Annotated in this window: 15 protein-coding genes and 1 pseudogene; 7 read left to right on the top strand and 9 right to left on the bottom strand. The window is 39.1% G+C overall.

What is annotated here, in order from left to right; genetic code table 11:
• The 4 genes from ON073_RS15010 to ON073_RS14995 all read right to left on the bottom strand — a co-directional run bounded on the left by ON073_RS15010 (position 1) and on the right by ON073_RS14995 (position 3905).
• Positions 1-2052: a TonB-dependent receptor domain-containing protein gene (locus ON073_RS15010; RefSeq protein ID WP_274762692.1), complete on the bottom strand. Its 2052-nt coding sequence runs from the start codon at positions 2050-2052 to the stop codon at positions 1-3.
• A gap of 190 nt (positions 2053-2242) precedes the next feature.
• Positions 2243-2650: a biopolymer transporter ExbD gene (locus tag ON073_RS15005; RefSeq protein ID WP_274762690.1), complete on the bottom strand. Its 408-nt coding sequence runs from the start codon at positions 2648-2650 to the stop codon at positions 2243-2245.
• A complete protein-coding gene (locus tag ON073_RS15000; protein WP_274762689.1) occupies positions 2643-3152 on the bottom strand; it encodes a MotA/TolQ/ExbB proton channel family protein in 510 nt (169 codons plus the stop codon). Before ON073_RS15000 ends, ON073_RS15005 begins: the two co-directional genes overlap by 8 nt.
• A gap of 15 nt (positions 3153-3167) precedes the next feature.
• Positions 3168-3905, bottom strand: coding sequence for an energy transducer TonB (locus ON073_RS14995; RefSeq protein WP_274762688.1), 738 nt, complete (start codon positions 3903-3905; stop codon positions 3168-3170).
• Positions 3906-3967: 62 nt separating this feature from the next.
• On the opposite strand from ON073_RS14995, the gene ON073_RS14990 reads away from it, so the two are divergent.
• Genes ON073_RS14990 through ON073_RS14980 form a run of 3 tightly spaced genes read left to right on the top strand, consistent with a single transcriptional unit; the run spans position 3968 to position 6734 of the window.
• The gene (locus ON073_RS14990; protein ID WP_274762687.1) at positions 3968-4885 is read left to right on the top strand and encodes a heme/hemin ABC transporter substrate-binding protein; all 918 of its coding nucleotides are present in this window, start codon (positions 3968-3970) and stop codon (positions 4883-4885) included.
• A complete protein-coding gene (locus tag ON073_RS14985) occupies positions 4886-5941 on the top strand; it encodes a FecCD family ABC transporter permease (protein ID WP_274762686.1) in 1056 nt (351 codons plus the stop codon). It abuts the gene before it with no gap.
• Position 5942: 1 nt separating this feature from the next.
• Positions 5943-6734 carry a heme ABC transporter ATP-binding protein gene (locus ON073_RS14980; RefSeq protein ID WP_274762685.1) on the top strand — a complete coding sequence of 264 codons (792 nt, stop codon included), beginning with the start codon at positions 5943-5945 and terminating at the stop codon, positions 6732-6734.
• 383 nt (positions 6735-7117) lie between these two features.
• On the opposite strand, the gene ON073_RS14975 is transcribed toward ON073_RS14980, so the two are convergent.
• Entirely contained in the window at positions 7118-8065 is a 948-nt protein-coding gene (locus ON073_RS14975; RefSeq protein ID WP_274762684.1) for a hypothetical protein, read from the bottom strand.
• 695 nt (positions 8066-8760) lie between these two features.
• Between ON073_RS14975 and ON073_RS14970 the strand changes: the two genes are divergently transcribed.
• Complete coding sequence (locus ON073_RS14970) at positions 8761-9687, top strand: acyl-CoA thioester hydrolase/BAAT C-terminal domain-containing protein (RefSeq protein ID WP_274762683.1); 927 nt, start codon at positions 8761-8763, stop codon at positions 9685-9687.
• A 35-nt stretch (positions 9688-9722) separates the two neighbouring features.
• Here ON073_RS14970 and ppiC read toward each other — a convergent pair whose 3' ends face one another.
• Entirely contained in the window at positions 9723-10001 is a 279-nt protein-coding gene (gene ppiC / locus ON073_RS14965) for a peptidylprolyl isomerase PpiC (RefSeq protein ID WP_274762682.1), read from the bottom strand.
• 124 nt (positions 10002-10125) lie between these two features.
• Here ppiC and ON073_RS14960 point away from each other — a divergent pair, with 124 nt between their 5' ends.
• Positions 10126-10887 (top strand): substrate-binding periplasmic protein, encoded by a 762-nt coding sequence (locus ON073_RS14960; protein ID WP_274762681.1) that lies wholly within the window; start codon positions 10126-10128, stop codon positions 10885-10887.
• 110 nt (positions 10888-10997) lie between these two features.
• Here the strand turns inward: ON073_RS14960 and ON073_RS14955 are convergent, their stop codons facing one another.
• From ON073_RS14955 to ON073_RS14945, 3 genes are read right to left on the bottom strand one after another with little or no spacing between them, the layout of a single operon-like run.
• On the bottom strand, positions 10998-11639 hold the full coding sequence (locus tag ON073_RS14955; RefSeq protein ID WP_274762680.1) for a hypothetical protein: 642 nt from the start codon (positions 11637-11639) through the stop codon (positions 10998-11000).
• Positions 11636-12262 carry a sigma-70 family RNA polymerase sigma factor gene (locus ON073_RS14950; protein WP_274762679.1) on the bottom strand — a complete coding sequence of 209 codons (627 nt, stop codon included), beginning with the start codon at positions 12260-12262 and terminating at the stop codon, positions 11636-11638. Before ON073_RS14950 ends, ON073_RS14955 begins: the two co-directional genes overlap by 4 nt.
• A 19-nt stretch (positions 12263-12281) precedes the next feature.
• Positions 12282-13997, bottom strand: a complete 1716-nt coding sequence (locus ON073_RS14945; RefSeq protein ID WP_274762678.1) for a vWA domain-containing protein — start codon at positions 13995-13997, stop codon at positions 12282-12284.
• A 417-nt stretch (positions 13998-14414) separates the two neighbouring features.
• Here ON073_RS14945 and ON073_RS14940 point away from each other — a divergent pair.
• Positions 14415-14855, top strand: a pseudogene (locus tag ON073_RS14940) (GNAT family N-acetyltransferase).
• Positions 14856-15486: 631 nt separating this feature from the next.
• On the top strand, positions 15487-16622 hold a 1136-nt coding region (locus tag ON073_RS14935), incomplete at its 3' end, for a thrombospondin type 3 repeat-containing protein (protein WP_342455419.1).

Raw genomic sequence — 16622 nt, 5'->3', positions numbered from 1 at the left:
CTAAACCCCGCCACCGGTGCCAGCCATAAGCTTGTATTCTTTATTAAATAAGTTATCGACCGCAACACGTAGGTTCAATTTGTCAGTCAGCGACCAATTAGCATACAAGTCAATCAATACGTAACTATCTTGAGTTTGCGTTTCATATGAACGGCTTGCACGGTCATACACTTGTACATCACGGGCAGCATTGTGCGTTATTTGAGAACCAAAACGTAATGCGTTATCAAGTGCAAACAGACCTGCATCTAATGCCACTTTATCTGCTGGTAAATACCACAACGGCTCACCTTTGTTATCTTTGCCATCAATATTGCTGTAGGTTAGATTGCTGTAGAGCATGGTTGTGGCAAAGTTGACTTCAAACTCAATACCGTCGCGGTCATTACTAGCGCGATTTGCATATCTTGGCGCTGGTAGCGGATTCGCCGCTTCACTGGTAACTGAGGTAATTTCATCATCAACATTGATATCAAAATAAATGAATCGTGCAGTAAGCGAGTCATTATCTGTAACAAGGTTTTTGGCATCAAAAGTCATGCCTACTTCAGTGTTATCACTGTATTCAAGGTCTAAGTCCAATGCTGGTTGACGGCCGCCATATTGGTCATATAGCTCATCCAATAACGGTGCGCGAAAACCTGACTGACGATTGGCAAATACGGCAAAATTTGAATTAACCTGATAATTTAAGCTAATGGCAGGCGCCCAGTCGCTGTGTGATACCTCTGTTTTAAGGCTACTATATTGCCCTGCAAATTTAGCAGTTGGTTCACTTTTATAGTGCTCATAACGAACACCCGCAATAACTGTTAAGTCAGCTAATTTAAATTCGTCTTGAACGTATAGGCCGGTACGCTTTTGTGTGCCGCCCGGTTGAGAGGTCATTTCAGATTTTCGCGGTGTATCACCATATTTCACGCAGCGGTATGTTTGATAATCCACTTCTTCACAAGGCAAGGCTGTTTTTTCACCGATACGTTGTTGATCTGTGTATTGCACACCATAAGTTAAAGTGTGCCCGCTTAAGCGCGAATTGTTCATCACGTCTAATGTGGTGATGTTATATTCGTAGTTTGACTCAATGCCAATAAAATCGGCAAGCATGCCTTCACCATCCGACTCAGTCACATGGCTGTTTGAAAAGCCAAGTTTCATTGTTAAGTCAATCAGCGGATTGTTTTCAGGCACTAATTCATAACTGACGTTAGCTGTGGTTTGCTCAACTTCGCGATAAACTGTTCCCCATGCGCCCGGATCGGTTGTATTAAATTCTGTGCGTTGACTATCTTCGGTTTGCGAAAAACTCGCGCCAACAATAGATTCATCTGTTAAGAAATACTCACCTTTAAATAATAAAGACGTATTTTTAACTGCTGAATTGTCTAAGGTCTCGTCATTAGAGAGTTCAAAGTCGTCACTATCACGTTTGATAACCGCAGCCAATAAATCGAGTGATTCTGTCGGCCTTGCAAACGCATACACACTGCCATTTTTTTGTTCGTTATTACTGTCGTAACCCAATTTAACTAACGCGCCAGCTGTTTCACCGTCGCTTAAAAAATCAGCCGCATCTTTAAGTTCCAGTTGTACAACACCACCAAGTGCGCCACCGCCATGTAAAACCGTGCTGGTGCCACGTTTAATACTGATTGTGCGATAAAGTTCTGGGTCGGTAAATAAACTACCCATGCGATATTTTTCGAACGTTTGTACCATACCATCAACGGTTACCAGTACGTCTTCTGCATCGCTAAAGCCACGAATATTAAACTTATTACCCGTAGTGCGAGGGCCGCCACTTGCACTCACGTTTGGGATCATATCGAGGGTGTCAAAAATGTTATTTGCTAGTTTTTTCTCAACATCTTCTGAAGAAATAACATTAACCGCTTGTGCCGAATGTAACACTGACTTTTCAGTTCGAGTTGCTGTTACAGTGACCGCATCTAATGAAGTTTCAACTAAGTTAGAGTCTTTTTTAAGTGCATTTGCATGCGACATTGTCGGCAATGTTGCAGCAATAGAAAGACAGATAAGAGATAAACGCATGAGTTACTCCAAAGTATAATTATTCTTACGCCGTAAACTTAAAAAGTCCCTTTAAATTCAGCGATGGCTTTTGGTAATCCAATGTTTGTAAGTGCAAACCCCTTGCAGATAAAAACAACAAACATTCAATATGCTTTAATTAATTTACGGGTGGGGACTATAACACAACAAATCTAAATGATAACTGTTTTTATTCGTATTCAATTAAAATATTTGCAATTGCGATGTTTTGCTGGCTTAACGCTGCCAGGGTTTGTACTAAATACTCACTCGGTACTCGCTTATCCACTGCTATAAAAACAGGCGTGGCAGTTGCGTTATGTTCAAGTGCACCGATAACATGTTCTAACGTACTAAATGGTTGATCATCCAAAGCAAATTTCACTTTATTTTGTTCATGGATAAGGCTTATTACTTTTGGTTTTTGTTCAATAACTGTATTAGCGCTTTCGCCAACCATAGGTAACGTAACTTCCATTACATTTACTTTTACCGCGACGCTTAACAGTAAAAACACCAGCACGATAAACAGCACATCCAATAGCGCGGTAAGATCTGCCATCATGTTTTGTGCTTTTACTTTTGGTAATTCAAGCATTGGCAGCGCCCATTTCATGCCAAGTTTGGTTAATGAAAATAGTTAGTTCACCTTGCATTCTTTCAACCACTGCTTGGGCGAGTCCGTAGAGTAATAAACACGGCATCGCAATGGCTAATCCTGCCATGGTTGAGTACATCGCTTCCCATAAGCCATCGGCGAGTAATGCGGGAGTTACCGCTTGCTCACTTTGTGCAATGCTTTGAAACATCACAACTAAACCCCAAACTGTACCAAAGAGCCCCATCAACGGGCTGAGCGTGCCAACTAAACTTAAAAAGGCTAAGCGTTTGCGCCATGCCATTACTTTTTGCTGTAATGATATTTGTGCAAGTTCTAGTAATGAAAACTGATAATCGACTTTTTTCGTTAGGATTTTACGTACATCTAACCAAGCACAGGCTAACACTAGCGTGCGTTCTAAAATGACTGCTGTGGCGAAAATTGAGATCACGATAAATGGCCAAAGCATTGGGCCTAATTGTTGCAAATAGGTATGCATTTTTTCCTCTGTAAATTACGAAAGTTTGAATTCGATAGGCACGGTAAATCTTGCCCTTACCGCTTGTTGGCCTTGTTTAAAAGGGTGAAATTGCCACTGTTTAACATTGTTAATCGCCGCTTGATCTAAACTTTTATAGCCACTACTTTTCACTACAGATAATTTGACGATATTGCCTTTTTTATCGAGCTCAATTGCCAGCAAACTCACACCTTGATGCCCGCGTCGTTTGGCTTTTAACGGGTAAATCAGTTCAGGCCTTGGGCTTTTAAAGAGCGCGGGTTTATCAAGCTCAACTAACTCATCCACTTGATTATCTTGTTGTGATTTGTGCTTGGCACTTGCTAACTGCTCTGTTTGTAATTGTTTTGCTGGACTTGGTTTTTTAGGCGCAACTACTTTTTTAGGCTTATTAACGTTTGGTTTCACCTGTTCTTTTAGCGGTGTTTCGGGGGCTTTAACAATGGCTTTAGCTTCATTAAGGCTTATTTTATCTGGTTTACTGGTGGCGTTTGCTGCTTTCGCAATTCGCAGCGTTTTACCATTAAAGTCAGTTTTATATTGATTTTGCTTTACTGTTTTGACCAGTGGCTCAGCCACAGGTGGTGTCAGTGATAACTGCATCACTTTTACTTTGCGATCTAACACTTGCGCTTTAACCCCAGAAACTGAAACCATTGATTCTGTTGGCTTTGCAAGCCATGCAGCAAGGTGCAAAAGAGCTGAAAATAACAAAAAAGCAAGAAACTTCATTTGATTAATCTAAATACTAACTGTTATCATTTGCATTAGATGTTACTGTTTTTGGAATTACAATGAAAGTATCTATACAACGATTTTTTAAATTAAATGTTTGGTTGTTATTGTTCGCACCGCTGTTAAGTAAGGGCGCTCAAGACATTGAGCGGATCGTGGTTTCAGGGGGGTCTATCACCGAAATCATATATGCATTTAATGAACAGCAGCGCATCGTTGGAGTTGATAGCACCAGCGTTTTCCCAGCTGATGCCACTTCTAAACCGCAAGTGGGTTATGTTCGCCGCATTAATGTTGAAGGCATTTTATCGCTAAGCCCAGAGTTGTTGCTCGGCGAAGCCGACACAGGCCCCGAAAAGGTACTAAAACAACTGCAAAGTACCGGTTTAAAAACACACATTTTTACTGAAGATGACAATCTCAAAGGCGTAGAAAACAAAGTCGCAAAAATAGCCCAGTTACTCAATGTAGAAGAAAAAGGGCAACAACTGATTGATCATATTGCAAAAGATAGAAACGCACTTTCGCATTTGCTATCTCAGGTAACGACCAAGCCTAACGTGTTATTTGTTTTAAACTTACGTAGCGGACAACCCATTGTTTCAGGCGCAGGCACATCTGCTGATGAAGTTCTCACAGCTGCGGGAGGCAATAATATTGCTGCAGCACACTTTACCGGCTGGAAGCCGCTTTCTACTGAAGCTGCAATGGCGATGAACCCAGATTTTATTATTGCCATGGGCAGGCATGGTCAAGATAAAGTAGCTGATCTGGCAAGCATCCCTCATTTTCAATTTTCAAACGCGGTGAAAAATAACCAAGTGCTTATATTTGATGGCTCTTATTTATTGGGTATGGGACCACGAACACCACAAGCGGTAGCAGAGCTCGCATCAAAGCTTCACCCAAATGCGCAGCTTCCTTATGGTTATCAATTCAGCGCCCTACAAAGTGCGCCAAAAACTGAGTCTTTGTAAATGTTAGTGCTTAATCAGTCACTTATCCCGGAACAAACCGCACGAAAGCTGATAATCAGCTTTCTTGTAGTGAGTTCAGCTAGCGTAGCCCTATTTGCTTTAGTGCTTGGCGGTGTAGACATTGAATTAGCACGACTATTCGCAATTTTATCAAACCCAGATGCGACAAGTTTAGAACACGCTGTTATTTGGCAAATACGTTTGCCACGCTTGGTGTTAGCCATGTTTGTCGGTGCCGGTTTGGCGGCATGTGGTGCAGCAATGCAAGCAATATTTAGAAACCCCCTTGCTGACCCAGGTTTAATTGGCATTTCAAGTGGCGCTGCATTGGGTGCCATTGCGACTATTGTTCTTGGTTCAACACTACTTAGTGGCTTTGTTGAAAACTACGGTATTTACGCAGTGCCCCTTGGTGCATTTATTGGCTGCCTTACAATTTGCGCGATTATTTATCGCCTTTCCAGTAATGGTAATCGTTTTACCATCGTAAGTCTGTTACTGGCAGGCATTGCCGTTAACGCGATTGTTGGCGCCGTGATTGGAATTTTGACAATGATCAGTTCCGATGAACAACTGCGGGATCTGACATTTTGGAGCATGGGTTCGCTTGCTGGTAATAGCTTTAAGATGATCGTTCCTGCTTTATGTTTAATTGTGCTGTGTTGTATTGGTATTGCTCGATTAGCACAGCCATTAAACCTCTATTTACTTGGTGAGCAGCAAGCAAAACATTTAGGCATAAATGTTATTTCCCTAAAAAAACAGGTCTTTATTTACACCGCGCTTTGCACTGGTGCTGCTGTGGCAATTACAGGCATTATTAGCTTTATTGGCTTTATCGTGCCGCATATTGTGCGCTTGCTATTAGGCCCTGATCATCGCTATTTATTACCCGTTTCGATGTTAGGTGGCACTATGTTACTTAGCCTCGCCGATATTTTAGCGCGCACTTTGATTTTGCCTTCAGAGTTACCAATAGGCTTAATCACCAGTGCCATAGGCGGCCCATTTTTTCTTGTAATGTTATTTAAAACCTACCGTATTAAGGAGCTATGAAATGTTACGAGGCAAAAATATTTCAATAAACATTGGTAATAAAACCTTGTTAAGCAATGCATCCATCGAGGTAAAGCAAGGTGAAATGGCTGTTGTTTTAGGGCCAAATGGTGCGGGTAAATCTACTCTACTAAAAGCCTTATGTGGTGATATTGCTATTAGTGAAGGGGCTGTAAGCTATCAAGATAAAGCATTAGAAAGCTACAGCAATGATAGTTTGGCAAAAATGCGCGCTGTGCTCACGCAAAATTATGACTGCGAGTTTCCCTTTAGTGTGCAAGAAATTGTCGATATGGCGCACTATGTTCATCAAAATGATTATAGTAAATCTGAGCTTGCGGCGTTTTCAAAGCAGGCAATGGCACAATTGCATGTTGGCCATTTAGCAAAACAAGCTTTTCCGAGACTCTCTGGAGGTGAAAAGCAGCGCGTGCAATTTGCTCGTGTACTTTGTCAACTATTGCCAATTTTAGAAAAGCAAAAACCCTGTTATTTGTTAATTGATGAACCAACAGCGAGCCTTGATCTCTATCATCAGTATCAAGTGATGCATTTGGCAAAAGAGGTGGCAAAGATGGGCGCAGGCGTTGTTGCCGTAGTGCACGATTTAGCATTAGCAGCGAGTTTTGCCAACACCGCTTATTTGCTCGAAAACGGTAAAATTGTTGCTTATGGCAACCCTAAAAATGTGCTTAATGAACCCCAGCTAAAAAATACTTACGGTATTTCAGCACATTTAGCTGCTAGCGACGGTTTTTTACCTAACTTACGTGTTGCCGCACACTTTGGCTAAGTTTTAGATATTTGGGGCAAGTTTAAAACTCTGCTCCACTCACCACCCTTACCTGACACAATTTAAGTACATATCATGACTTTTGCGAAATTATCACATTGCATAAAATTACCTTTTAATGCCTGACCCAGTTTTATACCAATTCTGTTAAATATGTGATCATAGATAGCGCTGGATAAATGAATTGATAACAAGGCGAAATTTTTCTTATATAGTTATTCTACTTCGTTAAATTTAAACTCAGCTAGCAAAACATTTAGCTTGCTAGAATGCTCAGCTATTTAAGTGAATTGGTATTATTCTGAGATAAAGCAAATAACCATTCGTTTTGCCCGCACTGATCATTTGCTTTATTACGAGTCACTAATTTTTGAGTGTTTTTACTAGCGCCTTAAACGCATCAGCTTTTGATTTGCGATATATTGCTCGTATTGTGATGATGTGAGTGTCTGTTTTAAAAATGTTTTTAGTTCACGTTGTGAAAGTGGTCTATCATATTTCATTGCTGCCATTCGGCCTAGATATGCACCTAGTTTTACCGAATCTAAATCAAGTATTTGGCTATTTATGTAGTCGGCTATTTCTAACTTTTTGTATTCCTCCAAACCATCAATAAACACTGAAACCTCGCGCATTCTGCGAGCTTTAGTTGTGTCATAGTGGTTTTGTACTTTTTGCTTTTCATAGTTGCGGTACTTTTCGACACTTTCCGACGACAGCGCGCTTACAACCTGAGCTTCAAATTGCTGTAAAATATCTTTTTCGTTTTGCATGCGCCTTTCTAAAAGCGCTTTTTTTTCACTTGATGACAGGGGCAATTCTGAGTTTTTTGTTTGCGCGTAGTAATCTTCTTTGTTTTGTTTTTCTGCTTGTTCCCTTTCGAGTAAAATCTTATTCAGGGCTTCAAATTCTTCACGGGATAGGCCTATAGCACCGGCAATTTCAGCACTTAACGCACCAATCTTATCTAACATTCTTTGTTCTGCAAGATTGTCATCTTGATAGCTGTATAGCTTTTTACGTAATTCTTTTGCTCTTTCTAGGTTGATTTTATGTTGCGCTTGTTCTTCTGCTTGCTTGTTAAGCGCATTCAACTGTGTTTCAACCGCCTCACAATTAACTGTGCCACCTTCTTTTAGTTTAGTTATCGGCTGACTAGATATAGGTTCATAAGGTTGACTCACTTGTAGGTCAGTAATGACTGACGCTTCAAACTCATCACTTTTAAGTGGCGCTATTTGAGTATTTGGTTCAGCAAATAACGCATGTGCTAAAACGCCAAAAGCAAACAGCGCAATTGAATAAATTATAGTAAAAATAGGTTTATTCATTTTCGTCCCTGACTTTATTTTTATAAGTATTGTTTTAGCGCAACATTATCTTTTTTATTAATTGAATCAAGGGTAATACTGAAAATAGAGATAAAATCGACATTAATTCAATAAATTAGTTAGGGTTAATCAGATCTCTTTTGGCTGGGGTCGTACTTTGGTTTATATAAAGCATTAATAATATCGCAGGCGCGGCTAAAACTGCGCCAACAACAAACACTAAGCAGATTGATAAAAAACCAAAAATTAAGCCATTCCGCTTCAATTTATGAGTTATCACAAGCGACTTGGACCACCGATACCCTATTTTAAAATAGAGTACCCAGGCCGAAATTAATACGCATAAATATAAACAACCAACGATAACCAAACTCACTTGTTTAACATCTAAAAAATCTGTCTTTATTGCAAATTCATACAACTCAAAGCCCATTTTGGCAGTAACCGCCATCGCCCCAGATGATAATAACGAGCACATCAGAAATATAAAAAACCTCAATTTAATATCCTTTTCAAAACTGAATGTATGACATGCATAGATTTTACTTGTTTTATTTTCAATCCCGCAGAACTATTAGAAATTTTTTATTAAGATCATGACGTTTGTCACATCCAATCTCTTTTTAATTTATTTATAGTGCTTCCAGAAACGATTTAATCGACCAAATTATTACAAGCTAAAAAGGAATTTTATTATGGTTAAAATGTTTAAATATATTGCACTGTGTATCTTTGTAATTTCATTCATCCCAATAGGGTTTTTTCTTTGGTTTGAACTGACATTTGACGTCACACAAATGCCCAAAAATTACGGAAATGTTGATAGTCAGTTATTTGAATCAAATGGAGAAAAGCAGCCGCTTATTGTTTATTTTGGCGGCAGTGAAGGTGGCAATGGTATGGCAAGCAAACGCGCTGAACAAGAAGTCAAAGTCTACACTAATAATGGCTATGCTCTATTAGCAATTGGTTATTTTGGTATGAAAGGGCTTCCCTCACAATTAGACCGAATTTCTCTCAACGCAATTTATGATGAAATCGAGCGAGTCGCACAAAAAAGTAATATTGATGCAAACTGTATTATGGTTGCCGGCGGCTCAAAAGGTGCTGAGTTAGCACTTACAATCGCATCTAAGTTTCCGACAATTAAAGGCGCAATTTCACTAGCTGGTAGTCACGTAGTATTTGCTGGTACATCCCCGTTCACTGACGGTAACGCTTCTTCATTTATGCTTAATGATCAACAAGTTCCTTTTGTTCCATTTACAAAAGCAATATTGCCGAGTTTACTTTCAGGCGATTTAAGACAAGCTTATGAACTCATGCTCGAAAACACAGAAATTGTACACAATGCGGTAATACATGTTGAAAATATAAATGGACCGGTTCTATTAACCTCTGGTGAAAAAGACCAAATTTGGCCATCTGAAGAAATGTCGGATGAAGTAATCAAAAGGCTTAAAAGTCATAACTTTCCTCATGCGTTTAAACACATTCGTGTGCCAAACGGTGATCATTTTCAGCCACAAAATGACTATCACCATGATATAGTCGAATTTTTAGACAGCCACTTTGTGCCTTATTGCAAAGGATATAAAACTCAAGTAGTACTTTATGAGTAAAACCATCTCTACCAAGTTATTTTTCCATAAGGTTTTTACGTGCGGTACAATACTTTAATAATATGCCAACCGAATTTGGTTTTAACTAGTTGTGGCGTCAAGATTTCGCAAGAGAAACAGACTTTATCAAACTGCGGTACCATAGTACCGCGCCTAAATTCACCTAGGTCACCGCCTTTTTTTCCCGACGGGCAATTTGAGTATTTCTTCGCCAAAGTTTGAAACTTAGCCCCTTTTTTCAATTGAACAAGAATATCCTCTGCTTGTTCTTTATGTTTCACCAATATGTGTAACGCGTGTGCTGTGTTTGCCATGTCTTGCAATTCTCACTATTCAAAACCGTCTTTTACAATGCCGACATAATACACCAATGCATAGCGAAAGATGAGGTTTTAACCTAATCTAAATCTAGTTAGATAAGAAGGTACAAACGCAAATATGGAAAAGTTAAAACAACAAAAAGGCTATTTTGCAGGTATTTATTTACTTCTTTTATTAACTATAGTTTTTTTCAATCAAGCCAATGCTGAGCAACTGTCTATTTCTGTTGGTTGGAACAAACCACCCTATGTTATTGAAGAAACAAACTCTGGCTTTGAGTTGGATATGGTGTCTGCCATATTTTACAATATGGGTTATTCTGTTAGTTACGTTTATGTGCCATTTGGCCGCTCAAATACTCTTATCAAAGTTAACAAAGTAGATGCTGCTTTAACAATGAATGAGCACATGGATACAGCAAATTTAGTGCTTAGCGAGCCTTATATTTCATATCAAAATGCTGCTATCAGCTTAAAAGGTCGAAGTATTGAAATAAACTCTGTTTCGGACTTAAAACCTTATTCAATTGTTGCATTCCAAAATGCTTCTGTTGTGTTAGGAAATGAATATCATCTAGTAACAAAAACCAGCCCACTGTATTTAGAACTGCCAGATCAGCGCAAGCAGGTCGAAATGCTGTTAAAAGGTAAAATCGACCTTGTTGTCATGGATATTAATATTTTTAACTATTTAAGTACCGAACTTATCGGCGCATCGCATATTAACAATGTTGATATTCATCGGCTTTTTCCAAAAACTAACTACCATATAGCATTTACAGATAAAGAGTTGCTACAGGCGTTTAATAAAGCCATGAAAGCATACAAACAATCTGATGATTACACTAAGCTAGTCGCAAAATATGAGTTTTTATATTGAAGAATGGGTCATAAAATCTAATTCATTAAAGTCATTAATAGTTAAAATAGTCGAGCGAGCCTTGCAAGAGCATAGCTCACGGCGTTCTTCATAAAATCAGCGCATGCCAACTACTTCGGTTTAGTAAGCTTGCCATTTTTAAGAAGCGTTTGGTATAAACCCTCAAGTGGTTCTGGGATCATATCGTGAAGATCAGGTTTTGCTTCCAATAATTGAATTAGCGCTTGTTCTGCGCCATTTTTGTCATTCTCTTCAAGTTTAGCTAAAACAACGTTGAACTCTGAACGTAGTTCAATGCCTTTTGAATTCTGTATCTCAAGCGGTGGCGCCAGAACGGATGGCGCTTTTTGCTCTGGGGCTACGCGTTCAACTCTTGAGCCCGTTACTTCTATTTTTTCTAACTGCACGTCATCTGCTAATAATTCCATCATTTCAACTTGCGGTTCACGTTTGGCTGTTTTTTTGGCTTGCGGTAACGCAGGCTTATCAATTGATTCTACAGACTTTAATTCTGATTCAAAATCTGGCTCTTGATAATACTGCCAAGGTGCAAACACGGCGATAGCAACCATTGCTGCTGCGATACCTGAATAATGCCACCAGCGGTTTGGCTTTATGATAACGGGCTGATCTTTGCTAATTGCATCGGACGCGTGGGCTAAAATGGCGTCATCGAGGGCTTTTGGCGGCAGTTCGTCATTACCTTGTTGATAAAGCTTAATGATCTCTTCATCGTTAAATTGCTTGCTCATACCTGCCTTTCGCCTCCTAATTCAGTTGCACCCGCTTTACGCTCTAAACATTCGCGAAGTTGCGACATAGCATAGCGTAGTCTGGTTTTAACAGTTTCAGGTTTTGCCTCAACAATATTACAAACTTGTGCGGGCTCAAACCCTGCTTCGTGACGCAGTAAAAACGCTTCGCGTTGCTGAGGTACAAGTAACTCAACACAATGCTTAATAGCCTTTTGTAAATAATCATTATGCAAGGTGTTTTCCTGATGCGTTTGGTTTGAGGCAAGAGTAAGGTAATTGCCTTCATGTTGTTCGTCATCAACTAAAGACAAATGCTCACCTCGCGCTGTTAACTTTCGGTGTTCATCAACCAACAAGTTATGGGCGATGCGATAAAGCCAAGTGCTAAATTTAGCCTCTACTTTATAACGGGTACGATTATCGATTACCCGCAGCCACACTTCTTGAAATAACTCTTGTGCTTTACTGTGATACTTTGTGCCTAATTGGCGACACACATAGCGATACAAGGGCCCTTTATGACGGGCATAAAGGGCACGGAAGGCTGCTTGATTACCTTTTCCATAATCAAGCATAAGTGCCTCGTCCGTTTCCATGTGTGGTTCAGTTTTTTGAGTCATATAGGCTATAGTGATTCAGCTATAAAGCACTGGCAAGTTCAACCAAGTTAACAAATTCACCGCGATAGTTAAATGGGTCATCTCCCCTATTTGCTCGTGCAATTGTGGCGATATCTTGGTAATTCATACTGCCTAAGTACTGACTCTGCTTTAACTTTTGCGCAAATGCCGCGACTGAAGTCGCAAATTTAAAATCCAAACTGGCACTATCGAAATCATTTAACACCTGTTGTTTATTAACTACTTGGCTAATTAGTTTACTCTCCGTTTCGCCCGGTAATTTATAGCGAATTTTCACCTGTAACAGTTCTTCACTGGCACTTACCACTTGTTTTTGTTGGTAGCGCAGCGCATCAACTTGCCCTTTATTGCCAGCGAGCGTTAATTCATATAGCGCCGTCACGGTGTGACCTGCACCAATTTCGCCGGCATCGACCTGATCGTTATTAAAGTCTTCATCTTTCAGTAAACGATTTTGATAGCCAATCAAACGATACTCTTTAACTTCTGCGGGATTAAATTCGAGCTGGATTTTGACATCATTAGCAATACTTTGCAGTGTGCCACTCATTTGCCTTAAAAGTACTTTTTGCGCCTCGTGCAGGGTATCAATATAGGCGTGATTGCCATCACCAATATTTGCTAATTGTTCCATCATGGCATCGTTGTAGTTACCGCGGCCAAAGCCAAGTGTTGTTAACGAAATGCCTTGTTTGCGCTTGTCATCAATCATCTCTTTGAGTGCATCAATATTGGTTGTGCCAACATTAAAGTCACCATCAGTCGCTAAAATTATGCGGTTCACCCCGCCTTTAATAAATGCTTTTTTCGCCGCTTGGTAAGCCATTTTGATACCACTTTCGCCATGCGTACCGCCACCAGCTTGCAGTTTTTGCAAAGCATCGATAATAGTTTGTTTTTCATTGCCTTTCGTTGGGCTAAGTACTAATTCAGTATTGCCTGCATAGGTAACCAAACTCACCGTATCGCGTGCCGATAACTGTTTCACCATCATGGTTAGGCTTTGTACCAGTAAAGGCAGCTTATTTTTATCATGCATCGAACCCGATACATCCACTAGAAACACCAAATTAGACGGCTTGCGTTCACTCACTGGTAAATCATAACCTTGCAAACCAATTCGCAATATATGGCGCTCATCACTCCAAGGCGCTGGCGCTAATTCAGTATAAGTAGCAAAGGGTTGTGATAAATCTTCCGGTACGCGGTAGTTGTAGTCAAAATAATTAATAAATGCTTCTTCGCGGATGGCATCTTTTGGTGGCTTTTGCCCCATGCTTAAATGGCTACGCACATTTGCATAACTTCCGGTATCAACATCAACCGAAAACGTAGAAAGCGGTGTGGTCGCGGCTTGAAATACCCCGTTGCTATCACTCGGTAGGTAGTTATCTTGGTTTTGAGGCTGCGTAAAATATTCAGGTGGTGGCGGTGGCGCAATACGCTTTCTCATGGCAGGTGCAGCCATTAATACTTGTGGCTGACTGGCCATCATGTACTCCACAACTCCCCCATCAGTTTGCACATCAGCCAATCGACTCCCTGTCACAGTAATTTTTTCATCCTCTGCAACCTCCTTATTTTCTAGAGCAGTTTGGGCTTGTTTTTCATTTTCAGACTGCTTTGCAACTATTGTTTCCGACTCTTGATTCGAACAACCAGAAATAAATAGCGTGCCGATTGTTAAAGCGATTAAGGTTTTATTTGTTTTCATAATCTGTCTCTTTTATAGATGGTTTAACGCTATAAACGGACGACTATAAGTTTGGGGGTGAAATATTTTTAAGATTTTTTTGTTGAACATTTTCACCGACACAGTCAGCTATTGATAATCTTCAATCTCCCATTTTAAAATAGAGTATTGGGTCAAAATATAGGTGTGCTCATATACATAATTTGGTTTTAAATCTTTACTCTAACCATTTCAAGTTCCTTTTGAATTAGTTGTTAGTACCTCTTAACTCAAGTTCATTTTCTTATTTAAAGCAATTATAAACGCCCAAAATAGTCTGCAAATTTTGTTAAACCATAAAAAAATAATTACTCGAATGGTTAAGTCTTTGTCTATTAACCCCTTTGTTTTTGATAAAAGTACCCAATATAGAACATATGAATAACCTAAGGACGACTCATGGCAATTTTTCTAAAGCCCATCACCAAAGAAAACTATGACGCAATCTGCGATATTGATGTTGCCAAACATCAACAAGATTTAGTTGCCTGTAATATGTATTCATTAGTTGAATCATTTTTTAATTAAGGTTATATCACACGAGCTATTTACCAAGATGACAACCTTGTAGGCTTTTTTATGTGGGTTGAAGAAAGCGCAGACAAAACCGCTATTTGGCGCTTTATGATAGATGAAAAATACCAGCAACAAGGTATTGGTTCTAGGGCACTTACTCTGGCACTAGGTGAAATAAAACAGCGCCCAACAGTTAAAACCATCGAAATTTGTTATAAGCCCGATAACCCCGTCGCAAAATCGTTTTACTCGCGTTTTGGCTTTATTGAAACAGGCATGGATAAAGATAACGAAGATATGTTAGCAGAGGTGAAAGTAGCTTAGATAGGCATTATTAGCTAAGGGTAAATGAGAAAACGTAAACCTAAAATATACCATAACGCCTTCGATTACCTGATCAATAACAAGAATATAGCTTGGTACTTTTTGATAAGATAATTTAAATTAAAGCTAAACGGCGTATTTATCCATGAACCTGAAAAAATAAAGAGTTAGCTAAAATATATTAAATTTTACCTATTTTGTTCGTTGATAAAATATTGGCTCCTAGTCGAAGCTCCCCTGTCAATCTATTGAGTTACCCATTAAGGTAAATAGTGTTTACTCTGAATAAATTATTTTGGTAACATTAAACTATGTACATGGATGTGCAATAGTTCAAAAAACTGCACTTTCTCCCCCATTTATTTAATTCTTTGAATACTATGAAATCTAGAATAAAGAAAATTGCAGCAATTATATCTATATCATTATTAAAACAACTCCACCTATTCCGACTTTTTCTATTAATGGATATGGGATAAAAGGCGGATTAATAAATTCCGACGTGTTTCTCTATCAGCTTGATATTGATAATGAACTGGGTAGAGGTGCACTACTAGCAGAAGGAAAAACTAATAGTTCAGGTGAAATTGTTGGACTAACATATCAGGGCAACCTCATTGACAGTCATTATTTGTTGGAGTTTTCAGCAAATGACCAAACCATTGACGCTATCTCAAATAAAAAGCCTGCTATTTCTAACTTACGAGTAATTATTAAAGAACAAGAAATAGTTGAAGCAAAACAATTTTATGCTTCCCCTCTCACAACTTTGAAAACCTTTTTAGCATTACGTTACTCTAACGGAAATATAAATAGTGCCTATGAGGATGCTCAAAATACTGTTAACGCTATCTTTTCTCCGTTCAACAATACTAATGAGCAAGTACCACTACTAATTAATGGCTATGATGAGTCACAACAAATTTATACCTACTACTACAGACAAGCATCTGAGGGGCTAGCAGCATTATTAGTAGAGTTAAAAAATGTGACTGGCCTTGAAATGGACGTTTTATTCAGAGAAGTTTCAGATGACCTTTCTGATGGCAAACTGGATGCGATTTCTGCTTCTGAGCCATTAAGCTATAAACCTGAAAATTTAGATGTAATTCATAACCCTATCCAAGAATTATTTATTCCTGGTACTACAGAAAAACTTTCTCAGTTACTTAGTAAATTATCAGATGAAGCAGAAGCATTAACTGGGGAGCCAATAAATATATTAATAAACAGTGCTATTTCAGAATCTCCCCTTTATATTGCTGGCAACATTGATTTTGATAATGATGGTTCACTTAACCATATAGACATGGACGATGATAACGACGGCTATGATGACAGCGAAGATAAATTCCCATTCAATAATACAGAATATCTAGATACTGATGGTGACAGAATTGGTAACAATGCTGACACCGATGATGATAATGACGGTGTTCCTGATTTAGAAGATGCGTTTCCTTTAGATGCCAATGAACACGTTGATACCGATAATGATGGTATTGGTAATAATGCAGATAATGATGATGATAATGATGGATTTCCAGATGCAAGTGATGCATTTCCATTAGATCCGACAGAACACCTTGACACCGATTTAGATGGTATTGGCAATAATAAAGATGATGATGATGATAATGACGGTGTCAATGACGATGATGATGCATTCCCTCTTGATCCAAATGAATATTTAGACACAGATTTGGATGGCATTGGAAATAACGCAGACACTGATGATGACAATGATGGTGTACCTGATACTGAAGA

It is taken from the genome of Pseudoalteromonas sp. G4, assembly GCF_028875915.1.
Lineage (GTDB): Bacteria > Pseudomonadota > Gammaproteobacteria > Enterobacterales > Alteromonadaceae > Pseudoalteromonas.
The sequence above is the reverse complement of the archived record's forward strand: the minus strand, read 5'-3'. Positions and strand labels throughout refer to the sequence as shown.